This window comes from Kocuria sp. CPCC 205261, from assembly GCF_040981025.1.
GTDB classification, from domain to species: domain Bacteria; phylum Actinomycetota; class Actinomycetes; order Actinomycetales; family Micrococcaceae; genus Kocuria; species Kocuria marina.
Genome location: NZ_JAVKPU010000008.1, coordinates 34715 through 60112, shown reverse-complemented (window position 1 = coordinate 60112; position 25398 = coordinate 34715). Strand labels below are relative to the sequence as shown.

The 25398-nt window shown below is 69.9% G+C and carries 25 protein-coding genes; 16 read left to right on the top strand and 9 right to left on the bottom strand.

Annotated elements, in window-relative coordinates; translation table 11 throughout:
- Nucleotides 1-30: 30 nt before the first annotated feature.
- From RF646_RS09130 to RF646_RS09120, 3 genes are read right to left on the bottom strand one after another with little or no spacing between them, the layout of a single operon-like run.
- Complete coding sequence (locus RF646_RS09130) at nt 31-486, bottom strand: holo-ACP synthase (protein ID WP_368835783.1); 456 nt, start codon at nt 484-486, stop codon at nt 31-33.
- A complete protein-coding gene (locus RF646_RS09125; protein ID WP_368835782.1) occupies nt 483-1628 on the bottom strand; it encodes an alpha/beta hydrolase in 1146 nt (381 codons plus the stop codon). Before RF646_RS09125 ends, RF646_RS09130 begins: the two co-directional genes overlap by 4 nt.
- Nucleotides 1616-3262, bottom strand: coding sequence for a hypothetical protein (locus RF646_RS09120; protein WP_368835781.1), 1647 nt, complete (start codon nt 3260-3262; stop codon nt 1616-1618). Before RF646_RS09120 ends, RF646_RS09125 begins: the two co-directional genes overlap by 13 nt.
- 550 nt (nt 3263-3812) lie before the next feature.
- Between RF646_RS09120 and RF646_RS09115 the strand changes: the two genes are divergently transcribed.
- The 5 genes from RF646_RS09115 (at nt 3813) to RF646_RS09095 (ending at nt 8025) form a co-directional block, all read left to right on the top strand.
- Nucleotides 3813-5072 carry a glycosyltransferase family 4 protein gene (locus RF646_RS09115; RefSeq protein ID WP_144998517.1) on the top strand — a complete coding sequence of 420 codons (1260 nt, stop codon included), beginning with the start codon at nt 3813-3815 and terminating at the stop codon, nt 5070-5072.
- A 51-nt stretch (nt 5073-5123) separates the two neighbouring features.
- Nucleotides 5124-6164 (top strand): GDP-mannose 4,6-dehydratase, encoded by a 1041-nt coding sequence (gene gmd / locus RF646_RS09110; RefSeq protein ID WP_035964951.1) that lies wholly within the window; start codon nt 5124-5126, stop codon nt 6162-6164.
- A 59-nt stretch (nt 6165-6223) separates the two neighbouring features.
- Nucleotides 6224-7225: a GDP-L-fucose synthase gene (locus RF646_RS09105; RefSeq protein WP_186317211.1), complete on the top strand. Its 1002-nt coding sequence runs from the start codon at nt 6224-6226 to the stop codon at nt 7223-7225.
- 121 nt (nt 7226-7346) lie between these two features.
- Complete coding sequence (locus tag RF646_RS09100) at nt 7347-7553, top strand: hypothetical protein (RefSeq protein ID WP_197493074.1); 207 nt, start codon at nt 7347-7349, stop codon at nt 7551-7553.
- 10 nt (nt 7554-7563) lie between these two features.
- Nucleotides 7564-8025, top strand: a complete 462-nt coding sequence (locus RF646_RS09095) for a zinc-binding dehydrogenase (protein WP_368835780.1) — start codon at nt 7564-7566, stop codon at nt 8023-8025.
- On the opposite strand, the gene RF646_RS09090 is transcribed toward RF646_RS09095, so the two are convergent.
- From RF646_RS09090 to RF646_RS09075, 4 genes are all read right to left on the bottom strand, one after another.
- The gene (locus RF646_RS09090; protein ID WP_167318909.1) at nt 8012-8161 is read right to left on the bottom strand and encodes a phosphatase PAP2 family protein; all 150 of its coding nucleotides are present in this window, start codon (nt 8159-8161) and stop codon (nt 8012-8014) included. The genes RF646_RS09095 and RF646_RS09090 overlap by 14 nt on opposite strands.
- An 89-nt stretch (nt 8162-8250) precedes the next feature.
- Nucleotides 8251-8382 carry a hypothetical protein gene (locus RF646_RS09085; protein WP_260850651.1) on the bottom strand — a complete coding sequence of 44 codons (132 nt, stop codon included), beginning with the start codon at nt 8380-8382 and terminating at the stop codon, nt 8251-8253.
- A gap of 46 nt (nt 8383-8428) precedes the next feature.
- Nucleotides 8429-9688 carry a lipopolysaccharide biosynthesis protein gene (locus RF646_RS09080; RefSeq protein WP_064845616.1) on the bottom strand — a complete coding sequence of 420 codons (1260 nt, stop codon included), beginning with the start codon at nt 9686-9688 and terminating at the stop codon, nt 8429-8431.
- The gene (locus tag RF646_RS09075) at nt 9682-10536 is read right to left on the bottom strand and encodes a glycosyltransferase family 2 protein (protein ID WP_368835779.1); all 855 of its coding nucleotides are present in this window, start codon (nt 10534-10536) and stop codon (nt 9682-9684) included. The genes RF646_RS09080 and RF646_RS09075 overlap by 7 nt, the downstream gene beginning before the upstream one ends.
- Nucleotides 10537-10949: 413 nt before the next feature.
- On the opposite strand from RF646_RS09075, the gene RF646_RS09070 reads away from it, so the two are divergent.
- From RF646_RS09070 to RF646_RS09040, 7 genes are all read left to right on the top strand, one after another.
- On the top strand, nt 10950-11558 hold the full coding sequence (locus RF646_RS09070) for a YveK family protein (RefSeq protein WP_368835778.1): 609 nt from the start codon (nt 10950-10952) through the stop codon (nt 11556-11558).
- Nucleotides 11555-12817, top strand: coding sequence for a hypothetical protein (locus tag RF646_RS09065; RefSeq protein WP_167318912.1), 1263 nt, complete (start codon nt 11555-11557; stop codon nt 12815-12817). Before RF646_RS09070 ends, RF646_RS09065 begins: the two co-directional genes overlap by 4 nt.
- A 40-nt stretch (nt 12818-12857) precedes the next feature.
- Nucleotides 12858-14507 carry a hypothetical protein gene (locus RF646_RS09060; protein WP_368835777.1) on the top strand — a complete coding sequence of 550 codons (1650 nt, stop codon included), beginning with the start codon at nt 12858-12860 and terminating at the stop codon, nt 14505-14507.
- 80 nt (nt 14508-14587) lie between these two features.
- Nucleotides 14588-15124 carry a putative colanic acid biosynthesis acetyltransferase gene (locus RF646_RS09055; RefSeq protein ID WP_368835776.1) on the top strand — a complete coding sequence of 179 codons (537 nt, stop codon included), beginning with the start codon at nt 14588-14590 and terminating at the stop codon, nt 15122-15124.
- Between the two features lie 5 nt (nt 15125-15129).
- Complete coding sequence (locus tag RF646_RS09050) at nt 15130-16245, top strand: glycosyltransferase (protein WP_368835775.1); 1116 nt, start codon at nt 15130-15132, stop codon at nt 16243-16245.
- A 127-nt stretch (nt 16246-16372) separates the two neighbouring features.
- Nucleotides 16373-17569: a phosphoglycerate dehydrogenase gene (gene serA / locus RF646_RS09045; RefSeq protein WP_368835774.1), complete on the top strand. Its 1197-nt coding sequence runs from the start codon at nt 16373-16375 to the stop codon at nt 17567-17569.
- A 58-nt stretch (nt 17570-17627) separates the two neighbouring features.
- Nucleotides 17628-19256: a DASS family sodium-coupled anion symporter gene (locus RF646_RS09040; RefSeq protein ID WP_368835773.1), complete on the top strand. Its 1629-nt coding sequence runs from the start codon at nt 17628-17630 to the stop codon at nt 19254-19256.
- A 172-nt stretch (nt 19257-19428) separates the two neighbouring features.
- Here the strand turns inward: RF646_RS09040 and RF646_RS09035 are convergent, their stop codons facing one another.
- Nucleotides 19429-20013 (bottom strand): Dps family protein, encoded by a 585-nt coding sequence (locus RF646_RS09035; RefSeq protein WP_368835772.1) that lies wholly within the window; start codon nt 20011-20013, stop codon nt 19429-19431.
- A gap of 474 nt (nt 20014-20487) precedes the next feature.
- On the opposite strand from RF646_RS09035, the gene RF646_RS09030 reads away from it, so the two are divergent.
- Both RF646_RS09030 and RF646_RS09025 read left to right on the top strand, forming a co-directional pair.
- A complete protein-coding gene (locus tag RF646_RS09030) occupies nt 20488-20748 on the top strand; it encodes a hypothetical protein (RefSeq protein ID WP_121544250.1) in 261 nt (86 codons plus the stop codon).
- Between the two features lie 52 nt (nt 20749-20800).
- The gene (locus RF646_RS09025) at nt 20801-22849 is read left to right on the top strand and encodes an FAD-dependent oxidoreductase (RefSeq protein ID WP_368835771.1); all 2049 of its coding nucleotides are present in this window, start codon (nt 20801-20803) and stop codon (nt 22847-22849) included.
- Between the two features lie 167 nt (nt 22850-23016).
- Here RF646_RS09025 and RF646_RS09020 read toward each other — a convergent pair whose 3' ends face one another.
- The gene (locus tag RF646_RS09020; protein WP_368835770.1) at nt 23017-23748 is read right to left on the bottom strand and encodes a hypothetical protein; all 732 of its coding nucleotides are present in this window, start codon (nt 23746-23748) and stop codon (nt 23017-23019) included.
- A gap of 281 nt (nt 23749-24029) precedes the next feature.
- Here RF646_RS09020 and RF646_RS09015 point away from each other — a divergent pair, with 281 nt between their 5' ends.
- Both RF646_RS09015 and RF646_RS09010 read left to right on the top strand, forming a co-directional pair.
- Entirely contained in the window at nt 24030-24875 is an 846-nt protein-coding gene (locus RF646_RS09015) for a DUF3662 and FHA domain-containing protein (protein WP_167318918.1), read from the top strand.
- A 1-nt stretch (nt 24876) separates the two neighbouring features.
- The gene (locus RF646_RS09010) at nt 24877-25398 is read left to right on the top strand and encodes an FHA domain-containing protein (protein ID WP_131333633.1); all 522 of its coding nucleotides are present in this window, start codon (nt 24877-24879) and stop codon (nt 25396-25398) included.

Below are 25398 nucleotides of genomic sequence, written 5' to 3'. Positions count from 1 at the left end.
TGCCGGTCGGCGCGGTGGTCTGGCCTCCGGTCAGGGCTGGGGTGAGCGGATGGCCAGGGCCACGGCCATCGCGAAGCCTCCGTCGTGGGACGTGCTCACGCTCCACGCCCCGAGTCCGGCGCCGCGGGCCAGGCGGGCGGCCGTGCCCCGCAGTTCCACGCGAGGGGCACCGTGGGCGTCCGAGCGGATCATGATTTGGGGCCAGGCCACGGCGTCGTCGGCGCTCGGGCGCAAGACCTTCAGCACGGCCTCCTTGGCCGCGAAGCGCCCCGCCACGGACTCCGCCGCGAGCGGACGTCCGTCCGGACGCGTGAGGTCGGCGATCTCCTCGAGCGCGAACAGTGCCCGCAGGTACCGCTGCCCGCGCTGCGCGAGCGCTTCGGCCACGGGCGCGACCTCCTGCAGGTCGCAGCCCACGCGGGGTACGCCGACGACGCCGTCCCCTGCCTCGGTCCCGCGTGTCACGGCCACGGGCGCGCTCGTCATGACGAACTCCGTGAGGTCACGTCCTCGAATGCCGAGGGCACCGACGGCTGGGGCGAGGTGTGCTTCACGCCCACCCGATCGGCCCAGCGCCCGAGGGCAACCGTGGCCGCGGGGGTCCAGCACGGGAACTCGTGGCCGCCGTTGCACTGGCCCGCCTGGCCGTACTCGGTGTACTGGTAATCCACTCCCTGTGACTCGAGCTCGCGCGCCATGGTCACCGTGGTGTCCTTCAGAGCGGGTTCGATGTCCCCCTCCTGGCCGTTGCCCCGACCGGCGAAGAGTTGCACGTGGACATTCTTGAGCTCCCCGCTCCGGACCGCGGGATCGTTCGCACGCCACTGTTCCTCGGTCGTGACCGAGCCGTTGCCGAACACCGAATCGGTGCGGCCCGTGGCCTCCTGGGATCCCGTGGCGATCGTCTGCTTGGCCTCATCCGAGGACAGGTCCAGCAACCCGGACAGGCTCACGGCCTCACCGAAGAGATCGGGACGTTGCTCGGCGTAGCGCATGGCGCCGTACCCGCCCATCGAGTTGCCGATGATCACGCGGTGCTCGCGGTCCGCCCTGGTGGACAGGTGCTGATCCACCCACGGGACCACCTGGTCCAGGTGGAAGGTCTCCCAGTTCTGCGTGAGTTCCTCCTGGGACGCCCAGTCCGAGTACCAGCCCACCTTGCCCCCGCTCACGATGACAGTGATCACGGGCAGACCCTGGGTGAGCTGCTCGGCCTGACCCGCCTCGTACCACTGCAGGGCAGGGGACTCCGTGGCACCGCTGCCCGGGAGGAGATACACCACCGGGTACTTCTTCGCGGGGTCGTAGTCCTTCGGGGTGATCACCACCACCGAGTTGCGCCCGCCCGGGGCCTCGGCAGAGACCTGGTCCGTGCTCACCGCGAGTTCCGCGGCCCGCTCCGAGAGCCCCCGCGCACCCGTCACGGTGATCCCGTGGGACGGTTGCGTGAGTTGCTGCGGGTCCGCGAAACCCACCTGGGACAGCGCGGCGTCGTCGAAACCCAGGCTCTCACCGGAGGAGGACGGCGCGTGGTCGCCGGACCCGCCGGCCGCGCAGCCGCTCAGCAGCACGGCCGTGAGGGCGCACCCGGCGAGCGCGCGGGCGCTGCGTGTTCTCAGACGGCGCACGGGACGACCTCCTCGGCAGGTGAGGGGCTCAGGCCCAGGGCGGCGTCCACGATCTCGAGGGCCGTGAGGCGTGAGGCGTGGGCCTGGAGGGAGTGGTCCAGGGCGGGCACGTGGGCCACCCTGATCCGGCGGCCCTGGCGCTGCAACCGGGCCAGACCCTCCTCCCCGCGTTCCTGCTGGAAGAGCAGACCGTCCTCCGGCCCGAAGTAGAACGTGACCTCGGCGCCCCGGGACGCGTACTCCATGACCACCTCGGGAACGTTGGGGATGTTGCGCCGGCCCAGCACGAGCCACGCGATGTACGGCATGCGGCGGCGCACCCGGTCCTTGGCGCGCGTGCGCCAGCTCGTGGTGACCTCCACGTCGCTCATGGTGCGCAGCTGTTCCAGCACGGCGTCCACGTCCCAGTTGCGATAGAGCTTGTCGTAGTAGCTCTCCGCCGCGCGCCACGCCACGTTGTTGAGCACCACGCGGGTGGTCATGGCGCTCGTGGGCGGGGCCATGGCGACCAGCCAGCCGCCCACGCACAGCCCCACCCCGGTGACCTTCTCCCCGGTGCGCTCGGCCAGCCACGCGGCACCCAGGTCCAGGTCCGCCACGCCCTGCCCCGTGTAAGGGTTGATGTCCTTGACCTCGTCCAGGCCAGCGGCGTCACCGCAGTGGTGACGCTCGATGCGCAGCGCGGGGACACCGCGCGCGGCGAGTCGGCGTGCCTGCACGGTCCACAGTCCCGTGGGCCCGTCCTTGGGGTCCGCGGACGGCGGTGCGAGCACCACCGCGCCGGCCCCGGTGCCGTCGCGGCCCACGGGATGGGTGTAGGAGGCCGGCAAGTGGTCCGGGCCCAGCTCCAGCAGGTCCTCCTGGACCTCCGCGCCGAACTCCGCCACATGGAAGCACGCGGTCGTCGTGGGACGCCAGCCGCTCACGTCCACCCAATCCTCCCTGTGGGACGTGGTGGGGACGGAATCGTCCAGTCGACCCACGAGGGCGGCGATCGCCTCCGGGCTCGCCTTCGCGTAGATCGCGGCCACGCCGTATAACTTCTTGGCGATGCGCCGGTCCTCCTCGCGCACCGTGATCAGACCCGGGGTCTTCATCTTGCGGGGATCCGGTAGGGCGCGGATGGCCGCGGCTTCGGCGTCGGTGAAGTGTGCGCCGCCGATCTCCACGCCGTCGGGGACCTCGGGCGGCAGGATCAACCCGCTCGTGCGCCGCAGGCCCGTGTACTGGCGCATGTAGACGGCGCCCGAGACCGGTTCCCACAGCACGCGCCGATCGAACGGCAGGGGTGAGGTCGCGAGCACACCCGCACCGATGCGCAGCCCGATCCCGTGCACGGGCAGATCAGGTCCTACGAGCTCCCGCGCGGCACGGTGGGCCACCGCGAGGTCCTCGTGCCACACCTCGAGCGGGTTGCTCAGGGCCGGACGCGCACCGGATTCGGAGGTCCCGCTCCACGCCAGGCGGATCACGAGCCACCCGGATTCCGCGGCGCGCGCGGCCACGAGGCGCATGCTGCGGTGACTCACGACCTCCTCGCGCGCCAAGGCCGGCGCCACGATCACGGCGCCGCGCACACGATCGTCCGCGGGGCCGTGGACCCACGCGTGGATGGTGTGGTCGTGGTCCGTCAAGAAAGTTGCCTGCCCGGCAATACGCATGAAATCTCCCCCAGTTCTGCTCCGGTGCGCCTCAGCCGCGCCCCTTCGCACGTCCCCCGTGGTGATGGGTGCCCTCTCGAAGACCGGGCCCCACCCCGAAGTGCGGATCGATGCCCCGAACTCCGCGTCACTTTCGCGTTCCCCCGCGGGAGTCGTGCATGTTTGCACTCATAAAGCATAGCCAGGGAGACACCGGTCGTGACCGAGATTACCGTCCCCTAATGTGTGGTTTTACATCAAGATCACTGTTTTTCACGCTCCCACCTGAGGTGATACCCACGTGTACCTATATGAGCCCACACAGAATTGTCATCACTGTGGTGTTAGGTGCTTGTGCACACGATTATGATGGCAAACGTCGGCACACGCGGGATTCGTGTTTCGGCGACATTCACCGCTCCCGGTGGGACAGCCATGAGGCATTGCTGCACCACGTGGCGCGGAGGCGGACTGGGGAAGTCCGCCCATTCGGGAAAAGCGGCAGCGGCTGAGTTGCTCCGCTTTTCATGGGGGAGGAGAAAGCGTGGCAGCACGCGTCCTGATCATCGGACTCAACTATTCACCGGAACACACGGGCATCGCCCCGTACACCGCCGGCATGGCTCGCGCGCTGCGCGAGGAGGGATGGGACGCCCGGGTCATCACGGGTCTCCCGCACTACCCGCAGTGGCGCGTCCACGAAGGGTATTCGCACCGCCGCGCCGCGCACGAGGAGATCGACGGTGTACCCGTCCTGCGCGTGCCGCATCCCGTTCCCCACGACGCCGGACAGCTGCGCCGGCTGGGGATGGAGATCGTCTTCGGTCTGCGTGCCGCGACCGCCGCGTGGGGCGATCCCGACGCCGTCGTGGTCGTGAGCCCCGCCCTGTTCTCGTCCGCGATCGTGCGGGTGCGCGCCGCACTGAACCGCACGCCGGTGATCGCGTGGGTGCAGGACATCTACACCGCCGGGCTCACCGAGACCGGCGCGGCGAGCGGACCCGTGGCGCGCGTCATGCGCGGTATCGAGAGCACCTTCCTGCGCTCGTGCCAGGGGGTGGTCGTGATCCACGACCGCTTCTCGGACTACCTGCGCCGCGAGATGGCCGTGCCCGCGCGCCGGATCAGCACCGTGCGCAACTGGACCCACATCTCCCAGACCCCTTCGGTGGACACCGACGAACTACGGCGTCGTTTCGGGTGGGGCGCGGGCGACGTCGTCGTCCTGCACACGGGCAACATGGGGGCCAAACAGGACCTCGCGAACGTCGCCGCGGCCGCGGATGTGGCCGAGCGCACGGGAGCGCCGCTGCGGTTCGTGCTCGTGGGCGGCGGGCACCAGCGCCCACAGCTCGAGGAGCTGGCCCGGCGCACGCCGCGCTTCGAGGTCCTGCCCGGGGTCGACGACGAGACCTACGCCGGACTGCTGCGCGCCGCGGACGTCCTGCTGGTCAACGAACGACCGGGGCTCAAGGAGATGTGCGTCCCGAGCAAGCTCACGAGCTACTTCACCGCTGGCCGTCCCGTGCTCGCGGCCGTCGAGGCCGAGAGCCCGTCCGCCGCCGAGCTCGACGCCGCGGACGCGGGCATCCGTGTGGCGCCCGGGGATCCCGAGGCACTCGTGGCGGGCGCCCTGCAACTGCACGAGGAGTGGATCGCGACCGGCGGCGCCACGCACCGCGGCGGACGCCGCTACGTGCGCGACGTGCTCAGCGCCGGCGCCGCGGTCCGCGCCTTCAGCACCGCGCTGCGCGCACTGCTACCCACCGAGACCACCGCACCTGCGGCGGCACTGCATTCCTGATCGGCCGGGACACCCGTCCCGACGTACCACGTCACACAGGGGAGACCACTCATGACCAAGAAAGCACTCATCACCGGCATCACCGGGCAGGACGGTTCCTACCTCGCGGAGCTGTTGCTCGCCAAGGGCTACGAGGTCCACGGCCTGATCCGCCGCGCGTCCACGTTCAACACGTCCCGCATCGACCACCTGTACCAGGACCCGCACGACCCGCAGGCGCGGCTGTTCCTGCACTACGGCGATCTTTCCGACGCCGCCCGTCTGGTCACGCTGCTGGGCGAGATAGACCCGGACGAGGTCTACAACCTCGCGGCCCAGTCGCACGTGCGCGTGTCCTTCGACGAGCCCGAGCACACGGGTGACACCACGGGCCTCGGCACGGTCCGTCTGCTCGAGGCCGTGCGCCGCGCCGGGGTGAAGTGCCGCTTCTACCAGGCCTCCACGTCCGAGCTGTTCGGGGCCACTCCCCCGCCGCAGAACGAGGACACCCCGTTCTACCCGCGCTCCCCGTACGGCGCGGCCAAGATCTACTCGTACTGGATCACCAAGAACTACCGCGAGGCGTACGACATGTTCGCCGTGAACGGGATCCTCTTCAACCACGAGTCCCCGCGCCGCGGCGAAACGTTCGTGACCCGCAAGATCACGCGTGCCGTGGCCGCGATCGCGGCGGGCAAGCAGGACCTGCTCTACATGGGCAACCTGGACGCCGTGCGCGACTGGGGCTACGCGGCGGAGTACGTGGAGGGCATGTGGCGCATGCTCCAGGTGGACGAACCGGAGGACTTCGTGCTGGCCACGGGCCGCCCGTCCACGGTGCGCGAGTTCCTGGAGACCGCGTTCGAGCACGCCGGGCTGGACTGGGAGAAGCACGTCCGCTTCGACGACCGTTACCTGCGCCCCACGGAGGTGGACGCGCTCATCGGTGACCCGTCCAAGGCCGAGCAGAAGCTCGGGTGGAAGGCCACGGTGCACGCCCCGGAGCTCGCGCGGATCATGGTGGACGCGGACCGCGCTGCCCTGGAGTGCGCCGGTTCCCCGTGGATCGACACCGTGTCCGAGCGCATCTGGACGCCGGAGCACGCGGCGTGAGCGCGGACGTGGCGAACCGCCGGGACACCTCTGCCGGCCAGGAGCACTGGCCGCACACGGTGAGCGACCCGGCCGATGCCCGCACGACCGACGACGTCGCCTACACCCCCGGCGCGCTGGACCGCTCCGCGCCGTTCTACGTGGCCGGTCACCGCGGTCTCGTGGGTTCCGCCATCTGGCGTCACCTCCAGGACGAGGGTTTCGAGAACCTGATCGGTGCGAGCTCCCGTGAGCTGGACCTGCGGGACCGTGCGGCCGTGGAGGCGTTCATAGCCGAGCACAGGCCGCGCTACCTCGTGCTCGCGGCGGCCAAGGTGGGCGGGATCGGCGCGAACAATTCCCAGCCCGTGGACTTCCTGTCCGACAACCTGCGGATCCAGCTCAACATCCTGGACGCCGCGCGCACCGCAGGCGTGGAACGCGTGCTGTTCCTGGGCTCCTCCTGCATCTACCCCAAACTCGCGGAACAACCGCTGCGCGAGGACTCGTTACTCACGGGGTACCTGGAGCCCACCAACGACGCCTACGCGATCGCCAAGATCGCCGGCATCCTGCACGTGCAGTCGATGCGACGCCAGTACGGGCTGCCGTGGATCTCCGCGATGCCCACCAACCTCTACGGCCCCGGGGACAACTTCTCCCCGTCCGGCTCCCACGTGCTGCCCGCCATGATCCGCCGCTACGACGAGGCCGTGCGTGCCGGTGACACCGAGATCACCAACTGGGGTTCGGGTTCACCGCGGCGCGAGTTCCTGCACGTGTCGGACCTGGCCACGGCCTGCCTGTACCTCATGGAGCATTACGACGGGCCCCAGCAGGTCAACGTGGGCACCGGCGAGGACGTGACCATCAAGGAACTAGCCGGCCTCGTGGCCTCGGCCACCGGGTACGAGGGCACCACCTCGTGGGACACCTCCAAGCCGGACGGGACGCCCCGCAAGCTTATGGACGTCTCCCTGTTGCGTTCGCTGGGCTGGTCCGCCTCGATCGACCTGCCCACCGGGCTCGACGACGCCGTGGCCTGGTACCGCGCGCACCGCGAGCAGGCGCGGGGCGCCTGAGCGACGGGATGCCCCGCGTGATGCGGGGACACTCCGTGTCATGGGCGAACTCTCCGCATGATGCCGTGACGACCCGCGCGATGCGGGTCGTCACCGCCGCCCCGGGGGGGATGACCGCGGCGTGCCGACCGCAAATAGCATGGGAGCCCGGCGTTCAGAGCCGAGCGCCCTGCTCGAGAAGGCAGCCATGAACATCCACGCCTACGTGGTCGATCACGTCGATGCACCGTTCCGGTGGGAAGAACTCACCGTGGACGAGCCGGGTCCCGGTGAGGCGGTGGTTAAGATCGTGGCCACGGGCCTGTGCCACACGGACCTGAACACCTAAGCGGGCAAATATGCCGCTGCCGCTGCCCGGAGTGCTGGGCCACGAGGGTGCCGGGATCGTCACGAAGATCGGCCCGGGCGTGGAGAACGTGGCCGTGGACGAGTCCGTTCCCCTGGAACTCGCGGGCCCCCTCGCGTGCGGTATCACCACCGGGGCGGGAGCCGTGCTCAACACCGCGAACCCCGCCCCGGGTGAATCCGTGGTGGTCTACGGTGTGGGTGCCGTGGGACTCGGGGCCATCATGGCAGCCCACAATTCGGCCGCGGCCACGATCATCGCGGTGGACCTGCATGACTCCCGCCTGGAGCTCGCCCAGCGCTACGGGGCCACGCACGGGATCACCTCCCGGAAGGAGGACTCGCTGGAACGGATCCGGGAGATCACCGGAGGGGCAGCGGATTACGCCATCGAATGCACCGGTGTGATCGCCGTGCTTGAGGAGGCCATCGAGGCGGTGCTCACGCTCGAGTGAGCTCCGCCCGCCGCGCCGCGGGACGCCACGCGTCCACGCCCACGACCAAGCCCAGGATCGCGATCGCGAGCAGCATCGAGGCCGTCACGTCCGTGAGCCAGTGGTACCCCAGGTAGAGCCGACTGAACGCGACCACCCCGATCAACACCACCCCCCGCCGCGGCCACCCACCATCGGGTGAGCGGGGAGCGGGAGGGGCGCAGCGTCGTCGTACCCGTTGCGGCCTCAAAGGACGACGCCGCCGCGGGACCCGCCGCCGGTGACCGCGGGCTCGTCAAGGCGCCCGCGCAGGAAGGTGGACCGGCCGGTCGCCGGGGTCGAGGTGGACCGGCCGGTCGCCGGGGTCGAGGTGGTCATGGCGTCATGCTGCGTCCGCAGACCGGGAACGGGTTGTGCGTTGGCCCTACGCCACCAGGAGCCAGCAGCCCGCCAGCCCGATGGTCGAGAGGACCGCAGCCACCAGGAACGACCGCCACGGCGCACTGCGTCCCACCAGGACGTATGCGACGAGGACCACGGCGAACTCACGGATGACCAGCAGCGTGGCCGCGAGGTGCAGGTCGAACGACGCGACCCATGCGATCAGCGCACCGAAGACCACGCCGATCACCGGACCCACGAACGTCTTCCAGGCCGCACCGGTGCGCACGAGCAGCACGGAGGCCGCCCAGGACAGCACTACGGGGAAGGACACCATGGCGATGAACGGCACCATGGACATCGCGGGTTTCCAGTCGCCACCCAGCAGGGGCGTGAGGACCACGCTCGCCGTGAGGGCGATCAGCACGCACGCGAACGCGAGCATGAGTGCGCGCAGCAACAAATGGTCACTCGCGCTCCGGATCTCCTCCGGGGTCTCCTTGTCCGCAATCCCCACGCGCACCACGTTCGCGGTGGACGCGGCCAGGGCGTCCCCCGGGGCGCGGCCCACGGCGCTGCCCGCGGTGTAGGTACCGAGGACGGCGGTGCCGGCGAACACGGCCATGAACAGTCGCTCGGCCTGGCCCTGGAACCAGGACACCAGCGCGTAGCCGGACATCGTGCCCATGTCGGAGAGGATCGAACGCTCGCCCGGCGTGGAGTGCGGCAGGGGTTGGGTGTTACGGCGCGCACGGCGCCAGCACAGCAGGGCGAACATGCCCTCCGTGACGGCCAGCTGCAGGGCCGGGCCCAGCAGCGAGTGGGTCAGCACCAGGATGGTCCCGCCCACGAGCAGACCCACGAGGGAGGCCCGCAACTGCATCCGGGCCAGGGTCCCCCACTGGTTGGTGGCCTGCAGCGTGCCCACGTACAGCAGACCCAGGGCCCCGAAACCGGGCGCGAGCGCCACGGGCAGCACCTGGAAGAACTCGCCCCAGTTCTCGAGCGTCCCGTTGTGCAGCAGGAACAGCATGAGCCCGGTAAGGATCACGAAGGCCAGGACGGGCATGATCACCCGGTAGCGGTTCATGATCTTCATGCCCCCGGGTTCGGTCAGCACACGGATCACCGCGAACCGGGCCCCGGAGTCGATCGTGACCTGGATGGCCGTGTAGAGCAGGGTCACCACGTTGTAGATTCCCACGTAATGCGGGGACGTGAACGCGGCGAGCGTGAGGATCACGATCGCGGAGGACATCCGCGGGATCGCGCGCTCAATGAGCGACTTGATCTGGTTCAGCATGCCGGTGCCGGGATGAGGGTGGCGGCTCTCGCCAACTGACGCCGCGCGTAGTGCCGCGTCCCGGGGCGCACCCCGGCCACGATGCCCTCGAGCTGTTCCCGCGTGCCCCGGATGGATCCGGGGACCCCGCCATTGGCCTCGAGCCACGGCCGCCCGGAGGCGTGGGCCCACGCGGTCCACGCGCGCCGGATCTCGGGGTCGGAGACGATGCGCTCCAGGTAGGTGTCCGAACTCGACAGCTGGCTCTCACTCAACCGGTAGGCCACCACGGGGGTGGCCAGTTTCACGATCCGGGCCCCGGCGCGCAGGGCGTCGAGCCACAGGACGTAGTCCTCCGCGGTGTTGGGCCGCGCGTAGGCGTCCGCGGCCACGAGCGCCTCCCGGGTGGCGAGCATGCTCGAGTGGAACAGGGGGTTGACGAACGGCAGCAGCAGTCCGATCTCGCGGGTCGTGAGACTGCCCGGGTACCCGGGGCGCGGGAGCATCCCCCGCCCGAAGCGGATCCCCGTGCCGCACACGATGTCCGCGTGGCGCACGGCCCGGAAGCCCACCCGGAAACGCCACGGCAGGGAGATGTCGTCCGAGTCCATGCGGGCCACGAGCTCGCTGTCCGTGGACTCCAAGGCCCGGCGCATGCACGCCACGGTCCCCCGGTTGACGGCATCGGTCCGGACGACGACGCGGCGGTCCGTCACCCGGCGGGCCGCACGTTCGGTCTCGGCGTCCGGGCCGTCCACGGACACCACCAACTCCGCGTCCCGCGGCATGGCCCGCAGCGTGGAACGCATGGCGTTCTCCACGGTGGCGCCCGCCCGATAGGCGGGCATGATGACAGTAAGCCTGGGCATGGTGGTCCTCTTCCCCCGTCACCACATCCCACTCCACCCGTCGAGGCTCCCCGGAGTGAGAAATTGCTGACAAATTCTTTGTCATATAACCAATAGATCAACATGGAGGCTATCATGGTTACAGGCATCCGCGGCCCAGGGAGACGGCACACCGGTTTCACCCCCGGTATCATGCGGATGTAGCGGGCTGTAGGGGTTGTTTCCAGGGGGTTCTGCGAACCGCCCACGGGAATTTGCAGCCCGCGGATCGAAGTCAATCCTGTCCCCTAAACAGGGGTAATTAGATAAAGATTAGTCCACATTCAGGACGACAAATTTAATCAAAGGGGTGTGCTCTCGTCGGGCTGACGGGAGCACAGAGGAAATTGGGGGATCACGTGTCTTCACGTGCACGCAATACAGTTGCCAAATTCTTGGCCGTCGTCCTGAGCACCATCGTGCTCGGCGCGCTCGTCGGAGGGCTCGCGGCGGCGCTGCGACCACAGACCTACACATCGACCACCACCGTGATGGTGACCCCGGCGCAGAACCTGCCGAGCGGTCAGACCGAATCTGTGTCGCAGTACATCCTGAGCAACATGCCCACGTACAACAACCTGGCCATGACCTCGAGCGTGCTCAACGAGGCCGCGGATCACGACCGGAGCACGGACGACATCGCCAAGGACCTCTCCGTGGAGGTCCCCGCCGGCTCGAGCCTCGTGAAGCTCGCGTACACGGACACCAACGGTCAGCGCAGCGCGGCCATCGCCGATGACCTCGCGACCGGCCTGCGGGACTCCATCCGGCAGTTCTCGCCCCAGAGCGAGGGCATGTCCCAGGTGGACGTGGCCATCGTCCAGCAGGCGGAGGCCGCCACGTCTGACAACAAGCCCAGCGTGAAGCGTTGGGCCCTGATCGGCTCCGGGATCGGGACCGTGGCCGGCATCGCCCTGGCGCAGGCACTCGGACGGCGACCCGGCTCCCACCGGCACCCGTCCGGAGCCACCGCGGTGAACCACTCGAGCTACACGGCGTCGTGAACTGGCAGCGTGCCGTCACGTTGGACCGGGTCCCGGTCCTGACACTGATCCTCTTCCTGCTGGTCAGTTGGGCATCCACGGTGTACTTTCTGGACCACTCCGTCGTGACGATCCCCAGCCCCTTCACACCCGTGTGGGGTGCCTACGACCACGAGGACGCTGCGCGCCTGGTGTCCTGGGCGATCGCGGGGCTGATCCTGGCCCTGCTGGTCCCCCTCCCGGGGGCCACGGTCTCCTGGCGTTCGCTCATCCACACGGTGGGCGCCCAAGTGCGGTCACTGTCCTGGCTGTGGTTGTTGGTCACGTTCGGGACCCTGGCATTGATGATCCTCACCAAGGGTCACTACCTGCTGGAGGCGCCCCGGTACCTGGAGTTCGTGGCACCCGCACCACTGGTCTCGGCCGTGAGCGTGGTACAACCGGCGGCCGTGCTGGCGGCGGGGTTCCTGTCCGTGAAGCATCCCACGTTGGCACGGGTGGCCATGGTGTTGTGGCTCGTGGTCCTGTTCGCGTGCGCCACGCGGGTGTTCGCCGGCGTCATCCTGCTCTACATGGTGGGCAAGTTCCTGGCAGGCGGCAAGATGTCCTGGTTGGGCTGGCTCGGCACGGCGATCATCACCGTGATCCTGCTGCCCATCCCGCTCTACTGCCGTGAACTGAACATGCACGGGTTGATCCCCTACGCCCACGCGATGGAGAAGATCCTCCAGGACCCCGCGTTCTTCGGGAAGTCCCTGGTGACCACCACGAGCAGTTTCGGGTTCAGTGTCCCGCTGTTGATCTTCGTGAGCCGGCAGCAGGGGATCACGGCGTCGGACATGCTCATTTCGCTCAACCCCGGCCCGGGATCCATGGTGGGCTGGTACGACATCCTCTTCCACATGCGCGTCCACGAGTTCATCCCGTATTCCGCACTGGGTGAATGGGCCAGCTTCGGCGGGTTCGTGCTCCTGCTCTTCACGCTCGTGTGGGCCCTAGTGGTGCGTATCTGCCTCAAGAGCGTGGCGTCCAACCCCCACCCCACCATGGTGCTCTTCCTCTCCGCGGTGCTGGGTATGTCCTTGCTCATGGTCGTGATGATCACGCAGTACAACACGCGCGCCGTCAGTCGGATCGTGTCCATGATGATCCTGGTGACCGTCCTGGACCGGCTCGTCCGGCCCTGGACCGCGCGCTATCTGCAGCGCCGGTCCGCGCGGCTCGCGCGATGGCACCGCGCGGACGGGGTGCGTGAGGATGCAGTCATCGATGCGGGATGAGCGGGCCCCGTCACGGGGAGTCTCCGTCACGCGCCGCGGTTTGTTCGTCCTGACCGGATCCGCGGCGGTCCTGCTGGCCGCGTCCTGCGGGGAGGATCCGGACCGGACCACGTGGACGCGGGGCGCGGATTCCCTGCCCGACCGACAGGTCTGGGCGCACATGGTGCCCCAGGGGCTGCCGCTGAGCGAGGATCCGCAGACCCACTACGGCAGCGAGCGCCCACTCTTCCTCGCCCCGGCGGGCACGCCATACCCGCAGCTCGTGCAGTCGCAGCTCGACCAGGCCCGGGCCGCGGGTCTCACGGGGATGCAGATCCTGCTGCTGGAGGACGTCAATTCCGGTGACGACTTCGTCACCGACTGGATGGCGGCGGCGGACCCGACCTGGCAGGACGGGGCCCGCGGTTTCGCGGTCGCCGCGTGCATCCAGGCTACGTCCCGCTCCGGGGCCGAGTCCCTGATCAGGGAGTACGTGGCCGCGGCGAAGGACCGCCCGTCCGCCGCGCGGATTGACGACGCGCTGGTCGTGTGGGTCTACGACGCCCGTGCGCTGTCCCCCGACGACTGGCTCGCGTGCCGCCGCGGTCTCGAACGGGACGGGATCGCCGTCTACGTCGTGGCCGAGCTGCGCACCGCCGCGAGCCAGAACGACAATGCCTTCGACGCGGCCGCCGTGGACCCGTACGCCGGACTCTTCGAGGCGGTGTGGCTCTTCGACGACCACGACTTCATGATCCTTCCCGACGTCGCCCGCTGGGCCCGCGAGCACGACACCGCGTTCGCGGGCGGGATCCTGCCCGGGTACAACCGGGAGACCACCAACGGCGGGTACGTGGATGCTCGGGCCACCGAACTGTGGCGCTCCCAGTGGCAGCTGCAACGCGACGCCGGCGCCGGGTGGGCCACCGCGGTGACCTGGAACGACGTCGTGGAACGCACGGCCGTGCAACCGACCACCGACTGGGGCACCACGCGCGCGGACCTCACGGCCCACTTCGCGGCGCAGTTCCGCGGCGAGACCCCGCCCACCCGGGACCCCGTGGGATACGTGACGTCCCCCCAGTTCCTGATCGAGGGTCGTAACGTCCTGGCGGAGGGCCTGGTAATCAACCACGGCGCGGAGCCCGTCCGGGTGCGGGTGCGCGTCATCGCGCGGGACGAGCGAGACCTCGCGAGCTCCGACCCCGTCACGGTCGCCGCGGGCGAAGCCGGGGCGGCGGTGCTCGATCGCGGAATCGAGGCGGACGCCGGGAGCTGGGTGTACGCCGTCGTGGACGTCACGGACGGAACCGGGCGAAGACTCAGCAGCACCCGTGGGGCGCCGGTCGTCGTCTACGCGCCCGAGGACCCGGCCGTCCCGCAGCCCGCCCGCCGCACGTACTACTCGCTCGCCTCCGCTCGCAGCGCGGCGTTCACCGACCTCGTGGCGCCACCGCCCCGCGACGCCGACGCCCGGTCCCTCCGGCTGACGGCGCGCGAGCCCGTGCGCTCGCTCGAGGTGCTGCACAACACGTGGCCCGCCGGCCTCGCCGTGGGGCAGCAGGACGTGACGTACGAGGATCCGCCGCAGAGCATCGTGGGCGGGCAGGACGTCGCCACCCCGGCGCACGGCTTCACGGTCGCGCGCGCCGTCGGGCAGGACGGCAGCATCGCGTATTCCACCCCGGTGTACCGCCGGGACGACCCATGAGAAGACCGCCGAGGCACGCACCTCGGCACGCAGACCACGACCATCGCACCGCCATCGCGGTCCCGGGCAAGGGAGAGACCATGACACACACGACGAGACGCCTGGCCACCTTCACCGGCCGCGGCTACGACAAGGGCCGGGGAACGCTGCAGTGTGCCGCGTGGGCCCTCGTGGCGGAACCGCTGCAGCGGTCCGTCCTGTGCCCGCCGAGTGTACGCACCCGCATCCTGCGGGCCTTCGGCGCGCAGATCGGGGAGGGCACACTGATCCGCCACGACGTGCGGATCCACTGGCCGTGGAAACTGGCCGTGGGCGAGAACTCGTGGATCGGCGTGGGCGCATGGTTGCTCAACCTGGAGCCCATCACGATCGGATCGGACGTGTGCGTGTCGCAGGGCGCCATGCTGTGCACGGGCAGCCACCGCGCGGACGACCCGGCCTTCGAGTTCGACAACGCCCCCATCACCGTGGCCGACGGCGCATGGATCGCCCTGCGAGCCACCGTCCTGCGCGGCGTCACGGTGGGCGAGGGCGCCGTCGTGGGAGCCACCGCGCTCATCACGCGGGACGTCCCGGCCGGGGCGCGCGTGCTCGCCCCCGTGGCCACGAAGGCGTGAGCGGCATGCGGATCCTGCAGGTCGTCGCCCTGGTCTCGGGCACCAACGCGTACGGCGGGCCCACCACGGTGGCCCTCAACCAGTGTCGTGCGCTCGCCGACGCCGGACACGACGTGATCCTCGCCGCGACCGGCTCCGATCTGGGCGCGCCCCTCCCCACCGAACGCGACGGCGTGCGCACGCAGCTCTTCCGTCCCGTCCAGGCCCTGCCGGGTGCGGGTTTCGCGGGTCTCACATCGCCGGCCATGCTGTCGTGGCTGCGCCGGGTCGCGCCGACCGCGGACGTGGTGCACGTGCACACGGCGCGTGACCTGCTGACCCTGCCGGCCGCGTGGCTCGCGGAGCGCGCGGGCACCCGAACCGTCCTGCAGACCCACGGGATGATCGACCCGTCCGAGAATCCCCTCGCGGGGCCCCTGGACGCCCTGCTGACCCGGCGGGTGCTGCGGGACGCGCACCGGGTCTGCTATCTCACCCCTCAGGAGGAACAGGACCTCACCGAGGTCGCCCGCGGGCCCGTGAACCTCATGGAACTGCACAATGGGATGCCCGTATCCTCGCGCCCCCGCGTGCCGCGGGAAGACGACGAGTGTCGCGTGCTGTTCCTCGCGCGTCTGCAGGAGCGCAAGCGTCCGCTCGCGTTCGTGGCCGCCGCGCGATCCCTGGCCGAGCGGTTCCCGCGCGCCACGTTCACGCTCGTGGGCCCGGATGAGGGCCAGGGGGACGCGGTGCGCGCGGCGATCGCGGCCGCGGGCCTCGGCGAGCGCCTCACGTGGGCCGGCCCGGTGGACTCCGCGGGCGCGGCGCGGTGGATGGCGGAATCGGACGTGTACGTCCTGCCCTCCGTCCACGAGCCGTACCCCATGTCGGTTCTCGAGGCCATGTCCGCGGGACTGCCCGTGGTCGTAACGGACACGTGCGGGCTCGCGCCCACGGTCGCGCGAACGGGGTCCGGCGCGGTCGTGGACGACACTCAGCCATCCCTCGAAGATGCCCTCGCGCAGCTGATCGCCGATCCCGAGCGGCGACGGCGAGCGGGTCGGGCGGCCGCGGACACGATCGCGCGCGAGTACGGGATGCGCGCCGTCGTCGAGAAGCTGCTGGGCGCGTACCGGGACTGAGCGGACGGCGCGGTCCCGGAGGACGACGCCGCCGGGTCACCCCGCGCGCGAGCGCCGCGCTCGGGGGTGACCCGGAATGCTACGTCGTGAAACGGGGCGCCCGCGCCCCACCCCATAGGATGGACGGGTGAAGGCCTTACTGCTCGAGAACATTCATACCGACGCCGTCGACTCGCTGCGCAGCCGCGGCTTCGAGGTAGAGACCCGCAAGGGTGCCCTGGACCCGCAGGAACTGATGGCCGCGCTGGACGGCGTGGACCTGCTGGGGATCCGCTCCAAGACGCGCGTGACCCGCGAAGTGTTCGAGGCGCACCCCACCCTCAAGGCCGTGGGTGCGTTCTGCATCGGGACCAACCAGATCGATCTCACCGCCGCCACGGACACCGCCACGGCCGTGTTCAACGCGCCGTACTCCAACACGCGTTCCGTGGTGGAGCTCGCGCTGGGTGAGATCATCGCGCTGGCGCGTCACCTCACGGACAAGAATTCCGGGATGCACCAGGGCGTGTGGGACAAGTCCGCCAAGGGCTCCCACGAGGTGCGGGGCCGCACCCTGGGGATTGTGGGCTACGGCAACATCGGCAAGCAGTTGTCGGTCGTGGCGGAGGCCTTCGGGATGAACGTCTACTTCTACGACATCGTGGACCGCCTGGCCATGGGCAACGCGACCAAGTGCGATTCCCTGGAGCAACTGCTGAACACGGTGGAGACCGTGACCCTGCACGTGGACGGGCGCGAGAGCAACACCAACATGTTCGGCCGGGAGCAGTTCCGCCAGATGCGCCCCCGTTCCCTGTTCCTCAACCTGTCCCGCGGTCACGTGGTGGACATTGAGGCCCTGCGCGAGGCCCTCGTCTCCGGCCACCTGGCCGGGGCGGGCCTGGACGTCTACCCGTCCGAACCCAAGGTCGCCGGCGAGGCGTTCGAGTCCCCGCTGCAGGGGCTGCCCAATGTGATCCTCACCCCGCACGTGGGTGGTTCCACGGCGGAGGCCCAGGAGAACATCGGCGGTTTCGTCTCCGGCAAGCTCATCGACTACTGCCGCTACGGCACCACGAGCCTGTCCGTGAACTTCCCCGAGGTGCAGCTGGACCCCCACATCCACGGCACCCGGTTGCTGCACATCCACAGCAACCTGCCCGGCGTGCTGGCTCGCGTGAACGCGGTGCTCGGCGAGCACGGGATCAACGTGGACCGCCAGCAGCTCGTGACCAAGGGGCAGATGGGTTACCTGGTCACGGACTGCGGCAACGGTGTCACGGAGGACGTCGTGGCGGCCATCAAGGCCCTGCCCGAAACCATCCGGGTGGCCACGGTCAGCTGAGCCGCGCTGCCGTACGCTGGGATGACCGACCTTTTCCCCACAACGATGTGGAGACATCATGAGTCACCCGGCCGTACCCGGCGCGCACCTGCAGAACATGGACCCGGACCCTCACCGCGGTGAGGAGGTGGACTTCCAGTCCCCGGGCGAGCGGGCGGAGGCGGAGAAACCCCGCACCCGCACCGTGCGCTGGATCGGCCTGGCGGGCGGTCTGTTGCTCGCGGTGCTCGTCTACACCCTGATGCCGCAGGACGTTCCCCATGCCGCCCGGCTCACGGCCGCCACGGCCGTGCTCATGGGCGTGTGGTGGATGACCGAGGCCCTGCCGCTGCCCGCGACCGCCCTGGTCCCCCTGGTGGTGTTCCCCACGCTCGGCACGGACGTGAAGTTCGACGCCGTCGGGGCGTCCTACGGCAACAACGTCATCTTCCTGTTCATGGGCGGGTTCCTGCTCGCGCTCGCGATGCAGCGCTGGAACCTGCACCGGCGGATCGCGCTGCTCACCGTCAAGGTGATCGGTACCAAACCCACACAAATGATCGCGGGGTTCATGGTGGCCACGGGCTTCCTGTCCATGTGGGTGTCCAACACCGCGACTGCCGTGATGATGCTGCCGATCGGCGTGTCCGTGCTGCTGCTCGTGACCAAGATCGGTTCCGGTGCCGACGCCGCGCAGGGCACCTTCGCCGCGCCCGCCCCGGAGGAGATCGACCCCCAGGACAGCGAGGTCAAGGAAGAGATCGTCAAGTCCAACTTCGGCACCGCGCTGATGCTCGGGATCGCGTACGCGGCGTCGATCGGTTCGTTGGGAACGATCATCGGCACCCCGCCCAACACCCTGATGGCCGGCTACCTCTCGGACGCGCACGACATCACGATCGGTTTCGGTCAGTGGATGCTCGTGGGCGTGCCCCTGGCCGTGGTGCTGCTCGCACTGTGCTGGGTGCTGCTGACCAAGGTGTTGTTCAAGCCCGAGATCACCGAGATCCCCGGCGGCAAGGAACTCATCAACGACGAACTCGCCAAGCTCGGCCCTATGTCCCCGGGTGAGAAGCGTGTGCTGACCATCTTCGTGCTCGCCGCGCTGTCCTGGGTCTTCGTGCCGGTGCTCTTCGCGGATCCCATCATCTCCGACGCCGGCATCGCCATGGCCGTGGGGCTGCTGCTGTTCCTGTGCCCGGCCGGTGCGGCACCGGGCGTGCGCCTGCTGGACTGGGACTCCGCGGTCAAATTGCCGTGGGGCGTGCTGTTGCTGTTCGGCGGTGGCCTGGCCCTGTCCGCGCAGTTCTCCACCTCCGGGCTCACCGAGTGGATCGGCGAGCGCGCCCAGGGTCTCGGCGGACTGCCCGTGGTGTTGCTCGTGCTCATCATGGCCGGCGGCATCCTGCTGCTCACCGAGCTCACGTCCAACACGGCCACCGCGGCCACGTTCCTGCCCGTGGCCGGCGGTGTGGCCATGGGGATCGGCGTGGACCCCATGCTCCTGGCGATCCCTGTGGCGCTCGCCGCCACGTGCGCGTTCATGCTGCCGGTGGCCACCCCGCCCAACGCCATCGCGTTCGGTTCCGGGTACGTGACCATCGGGCAGATGATCAAGGGCGGGATCGGGCTCAACCTGATCGCCCTGGTCCTGATCACCGCCACGACCATGACCCTGGGCGTGTGGGTGTTCAACCTGGCGTTCTGACCCGCGGTCGCCCATCCGGCGACGACGGCGCGGCGCCGCCTTAGCAGGGTGACCGCAAGTGGCGTCGTCGTTCTCCCAGGCATACGACAGCGTGCGGCGGCACCCGACCGCAGAGGAAGGACCCCTGGACCCGCATGATGCGGATCCAGGGGTCCTTCTACTACATGTGTGGTTACTTCTTCTTGGCGACCCGGCCGCGCTTGACGGCCTTGGCGGCGTCCTTCTCCGTGCGGGCGACGGAGTTCTCCAACACGCCGGCATCGGACTCGATGTGCGAGCGCATGAACCACTGGAAGAGCTCGAGCCCGCGGACCTGGGCGATCAGCATGTCCTCGGTGATGGGATCCACGTCGCTGATGCGGGCCAGGGCATCCCGATGGTCGGTGATGACGCCGTCGTAGACGAGGTCCAGTGCCGCGAGGTGCTCCACGCCGGAGGCGCGCTGGACGTCGTAATCGTCCCACGTGCGCTCGGCCACGATGGCGCCGGGCAGACCGTTCGGCGGCACACCCAGGGTGGCCATGCGCTCGGCGAGCTCGTCCACGTACCCGCGGACCTCCTCGATCTGCGGGTCCAGCATCTCGTGGACGGAGATGAAGTTGGGACCCACCACGTTCCAGTGGGCGTGCTTGAGGGTCAGTTGCAGGTCGTTGAGCGCGTGCAGCCGCTGCTGCAGGATCTCGGCCACACCGTGGCCCTGCTCCGTGGTGAGACCCGGAACGGTGTAGTTGGCGTTCTTCGTGGATTTCTTGGCCATGACAACCTCCTCGTGGGGCGGTGGTCCCGGGGTGGAACCACACCATGCCGTCTTATTTTGATGTATTCAGAATAACAAGGACGCGAGCATTGCACCAGGGGTCACACGGGAGCCACCGCCCTGGGGCGCTCGTGGCCTCGGGGTGCCCGGGGGATCGGACCGACGGCGCTCTGGTCCCGGAGCGCCTCTACGGTGCGGCGGCACGACACCCCGCTGACGGAACGCGAGCGGGAATCTGCGAGCGGCCCGGATGCGGGTTGTGAACTCCGCCTGAACCGACCCCTCGACCCATCCCGCCGCGGACGCCGAACGGATCGGGGGTTTCCTGCTGAACTGGTTCCCGCCGCGCCACACCGAGAAGTTACGCCGGACCGACCGGGACACCGTGCGCACCCTGGGTGGTTACGTACGGGGCACCGCTGCGGTGGCGGTGATCGAGATGCTCGCGATCGCGGTCGGCTGTGGTTGCTCGGTGTGCCGCTCGCGGCCCCGCTGACCATGCTCGTGTCCCTGGGAGCGTTCATCCCCATCGTGGGCCCGATTGTCGCCGCAGCGCTGGCCGCTCTCGTGGCCCTCGTGACCACGGGACCGTGGGCCGCGCTCGTGGTGCTGCTGAGCATCGCGCTCGGCACGCTCGTGGACGGCGTCGTGGGCGCCGCCCTGGCGGTACCCCCTCACGGCGGTGGCGTGGTCCGTGGTCCAGTTGTGGCTGCCACGGCCCGGTCGGATTGGTGATCCAGCTCACGGGCTCTAGGGTGGAAGAAATACCTGAGACCTGGAGTATCGGATGAGTTCCTATCCCCATCTTCTGTCCCCGCTGCGCGTGGGGTCGCTGACCCTGCCCCACCGCGTGATCATGGGGTCCATGCATACCGGCCTCGAGGAGGTCCCGGGCGGTGAGCACGAGCTCGCGCGGTTCTACGTGGAACGCGTGCGCGGCGGCGCCGGGCTGATCGTCACGGGTGGGATCTCCCCCAACCCGGAGGGCGCTGCCCGCCGCGGCGGTGCGCACCTCAGCCGCGAGGACCAACTGGGCCCCCACCGCACGGTCACGGACGCGGTACATGGCGAGGGCGGGCTGATCGCACTGCAGCTGATGCACAGCGGACGGTACGCGATGCACGAAGACGCCGTGGCGCCGTCGCCCATCCGCGCTCCCATCAACAAGGTCACGCCGCGCGAGCTGAGTACGGCGGAGGTCGAGCGCACGGTCGAGGATTTCGCGAACGCCGCGCACCTCGCGCAGCGCGCGGGCTACGACGGCGTGGAGATCATGGGCTCCGAGGGATACCTGATCAACGAGTTCCTCGTGGCCCACACGAACGAGCGCACCGACCGGTACGGCGGGTCCGACGCCGCTCGCCGCCGGTTCGCCACCGAGATCGTCCGGCGCGTGCGCGAGGCCACGGGCCCGGACTTCCTCATCATGTACCGGCTCTCCGCGCTGGACCTCGTGCCGGACGCCCAGCAGTTCGCGCAGGTCCTGGAGCTCGGCCGGGAGATCGAGGCCGCGGGGGCGTCGATCATCAACACGGGGATCGGGTGGCACGAGGCCCGGATCCCCACGATCGCCACGAGCGTGCCGCCCGCGGGGTTCACATGGGTCAGCAGGGCACTGCGCGAGCACCTGAGCTTACCCGTGGCCGCGGTCAACCGGATCAACACCCCGGAAATCGGGGAAGCGGTGATCGAACGCGGGGACGCGGACCTCGTGTGCCTGGCCCGCCCGTTCCTGGCGGACCCGCAATTCGTGGCCAAGGCCCGCGCGCAGCGCCCCGCGGAGATCAACACGTGTATCGCGTGCAACCAGGCGTGCCTGGACCACACCTTCTCCGGCCGCCGCATGTCATGCCTCGTGAACCCGCGCGCGATGCGCGAGGACGAGCTGGTGCTGGGCCCCACGCGCACCGCGGAGCGGATCGCGGTGGTGGGTGCCGGACCGGCCGGGCTGGCCTTCGCGGAGGCTGCGGCGCAGCGGGGTCACCGGGTGACCCTGTTCGAGGAGCAACCGGAGTTGGGCGGCCAGTTCCAGTTGGCGCTGCGCATCCCGGGCAAAGAGGACTACGCCCACACCGTGCGCTACTTCAGCACGCGCCTGGCCGAGCTGGGGGTCACCGTGCGCACGGGGCACACCGCCACCGCGCAGGACGTGGCCTTCGCGGACCGCGTGGTCGTCGCCACCGGCGTGACCCCGCGCGTCCCCGGCATCCCCGGGGAGGACGGCCCCACGGTGCTCGGGTACAAGGACGTCTTGGCCGGCGCCCCCGTGGGTGAGCGCGTGGCGGTCGTCGGCGGCGGCGGGATCGGTTTCGACGTCGCGCACTTCCTCACGCACGACCCGCACTCCGACTTCTACACCGAGTGGGGAGTGGACCGCTCGCTGGAAGCGCGGGGCGGGTTGCTCGCCCCGGCGCCGTCGAAACCGAGACGGCACGTGACCCTGCTGCAGCGCAGCGCCGGTAAGCCCGGAGCGCGACTGGGCACCACCACGGGGTGGATCCACCGCGCCGAACTGCGCATGGCGGACGTGGAGTTCGTAACCGGGGTGCAGTACGTGCGGATCGACGAACAGGGCGTGCACGTCCTGGCGCCCGCGCAGCGGGATGCGTCGCAGACCGGCCACCCGGACACCGGGGACCGGATCGAACGGATCATCCCCGCGGACACCGTGGTGCTGTGCGCGGGCCAGGAACCCCGCGCCGAGCTCGCCCGGGAACTCGCGGGAGAGAACGGGGAGCGCCCCGTGCACGTGGTGGGCGGCGCGCACGTGGCGGCGGAACTGGACGCGAAACGCGCGATCCGTGAGGCCGTGGAACTGGCCGCGTCGCTGCCCTGATACGGCGTCGCAGTCACGACGCGATCACCGAGCGCCCCGCTGTCAGTGTGCAGCGGGGCGCTCGGTCAGCGGCTCATAGGGGCGTCCCCGGTGATCCGCCCCCGCCTCCTCCCCACGAAGCGACAGGCGTGGGTGGCAAGACGGTATGTAAGCGGCGCCCCGGGACGTCAGCGCGCGGTGACGCTGCCGTTCTGCACGTTGACCGTGTACTCCTTGTCCCGGTTGTCGATGTCGAGCTCGACTTCCCAGCGCACGACGTCGTCGTCCTCGTCCAGGGAGGCCTCGTCCAGCACCTTGGTGCCCGACTCGGACTCGGCGGACTCGAAGACCCGCTTGATCGCGTCCTTCGCGCCCACGGACGCGGCACGCAGCTCGGCCACGTCGTCCTCATCCGCGCGGCCGTCCGCACGGTCCTCCTGGACGTTCTTGCCCGTGCCGTCCACCGTGACCTGGTGGGCGTTACCGTCCGCGATCAGGTCCACCTCAAACTTGTCCGCGCGGCGGTCGTAGTCGATCTCCACCACGTCACCACCCTGGTGCTGGGCCAGCGCGGAGTCAACGGCGGCCAGCGCGGCCGCCTGCCCGCCGTTGACGGCCGGGCCGGACGCCGAACCGCTCGGGCTCGCGCTGCCGGACGCGCTGCTCATGGGCGAGGCGCTCTCGGACGGCGAGGCGCTGTCCGTGGCGGACGCGGTGTCGGACGGGGATGCACCGGTCGCGTCGGGCGTGGCCGCGTCCTGCGTGGTGCCGGTGGCCGCCGCGGTGGCGTCCCCGGCGCCCTGGGTCGCGTCGTTCTGCGCGGGGGCCTGGTTCTGGGTGGTGTTCCCGCAGCCCACGAGCAACGAGGCGCTCAGCAGTGCGGCGGAACCGAGGGTCAGGATCTTCTGGGGTCGCTTCATGGTCCCGAGTATCGCCCGCCCCGGGGGACCGGGTCGAGGGTCCGTCGGTAGAAGTCGCAGTGTGTTGACCACCCGCGCTGCACCGCGGTACGCCGCGACGCGCCGGGCCGGCCACCGCGTCCTGCCCGGCCGGGCGCGCTCCCAGCGGGATCACGCGCGCTGTCACCGCCCACTCAGCCTGTCCGGCTACTATTCTGAACACTGTCCATGACCGTGTGTACCGCCGCCCCCTGCGGTCGCACGCCGCGCAGCGCCACTGGCTGACCGAGGAAGGAGGCGGGATGGGTTTCTGGACCGGGCTGGAGAACGGGATCGAGAAGGTGGTCCGCACCGCCTTCACCGCGGGTTCTCGCAAGCGGGTCGAGGCCGTGGAGATCGCAAGCGCCCTGCGCCGTGAACTGGACCAGGAGTCCTTCACCGTTCCCGCGGGCCGCACCATGGCACCCAACGTCTTCACCGTGGAGTTCTCCGACGACGACTTCCCCCGGGCCCAGGAATGGGGCGTCCAACTGGCCGAGGAACTGTGCGACGTCGTCATCCGCCACGCGCGCTCGCAGGCCTATACCCTGCAGGGCGCGGTGCGCGTGAGCTTCACGCGCCAGTCCGAACTCGAGGCCGGCCACTTCGACATCCTGTCCTCGTTCGAGCGCACGAGCACACCGGAGGTTCCCGCGGACGCCGGGACCTCCGCGCGCGCACCCCAACCCCCGGCGCCCGCCCCGCACGCCCGCCCGCGCGATGACCAAGCCGCTCATTCGGCCGACGACAACGCTGCGGGCCACGTTCCCGGCGGCTATCACGACCCGGTCGACGACCAGGCCGGGTTGCAACCGGTGCCCGTGATCCAGGTGGGCGCCGAACGTTTCACGCTCAACGCGGACCGCGTGAGCGTGGGCCGCTCCGCGCAGGCGGACGTGACCGTGGAGGACACGGGGGTCTCCCGCGAGCACCTCGAAATCCGGCGCCAAGGGGACCATTTCCTGGCTGTGGACCTCGGTTCCACGAACGGTTCCTATGTAGACGGCCAGCGGATCCAGGGCAGGGCCCAGCTCGTGGACGGTTCCGTGATCACCGTGGGGCGCACCAGGTTGACCTTCCGACTGATGCTCCCGAGGGAGAGGCGCTGACGTGTCCGAACTGACCGTGACCCTGCTGCGCTACGGATTCCTGGCGCTGCTGTGGATCTTCATCGCCGCCGTGGTCTTCTCCCAGGCGCGTGACCTGACCGTGGGCGGCAAGGCCCGCGCGGCCGTGCGCGGTGGCCGCGAGAAACTGCGTGACGCCCGCGCACGGGAACCCCGCCAGGAGGCACCCCAGAACCCCCGCCCCGCCGCCCCCACCACCGGGGGTGCGCGTACGCGCGCGCAACAGCTCGTGGTCGTGGACGGCCCGCTCGCCGGGCGTAGCTTCCAACTGGGATCGGCCCCCGTGATGCTGGGCCGTTCCGCAGAGGCCACCATCCCGCTCGAGGACGACTACGCCTCGGGGCGCCACGCCCGCCTGTTCGCGCAGGGATCCAAGTGGTTCCTGGAGGATCTCGGGTCCACGAACGGCACCTACCTGCAGGACCAGCGACTGTCCCGCGCCACCGTGGTGGACCCGGGCGCCCGGTTCCGGGTGGGGCGCACCGTGATGGAACTGAGGCCGTAG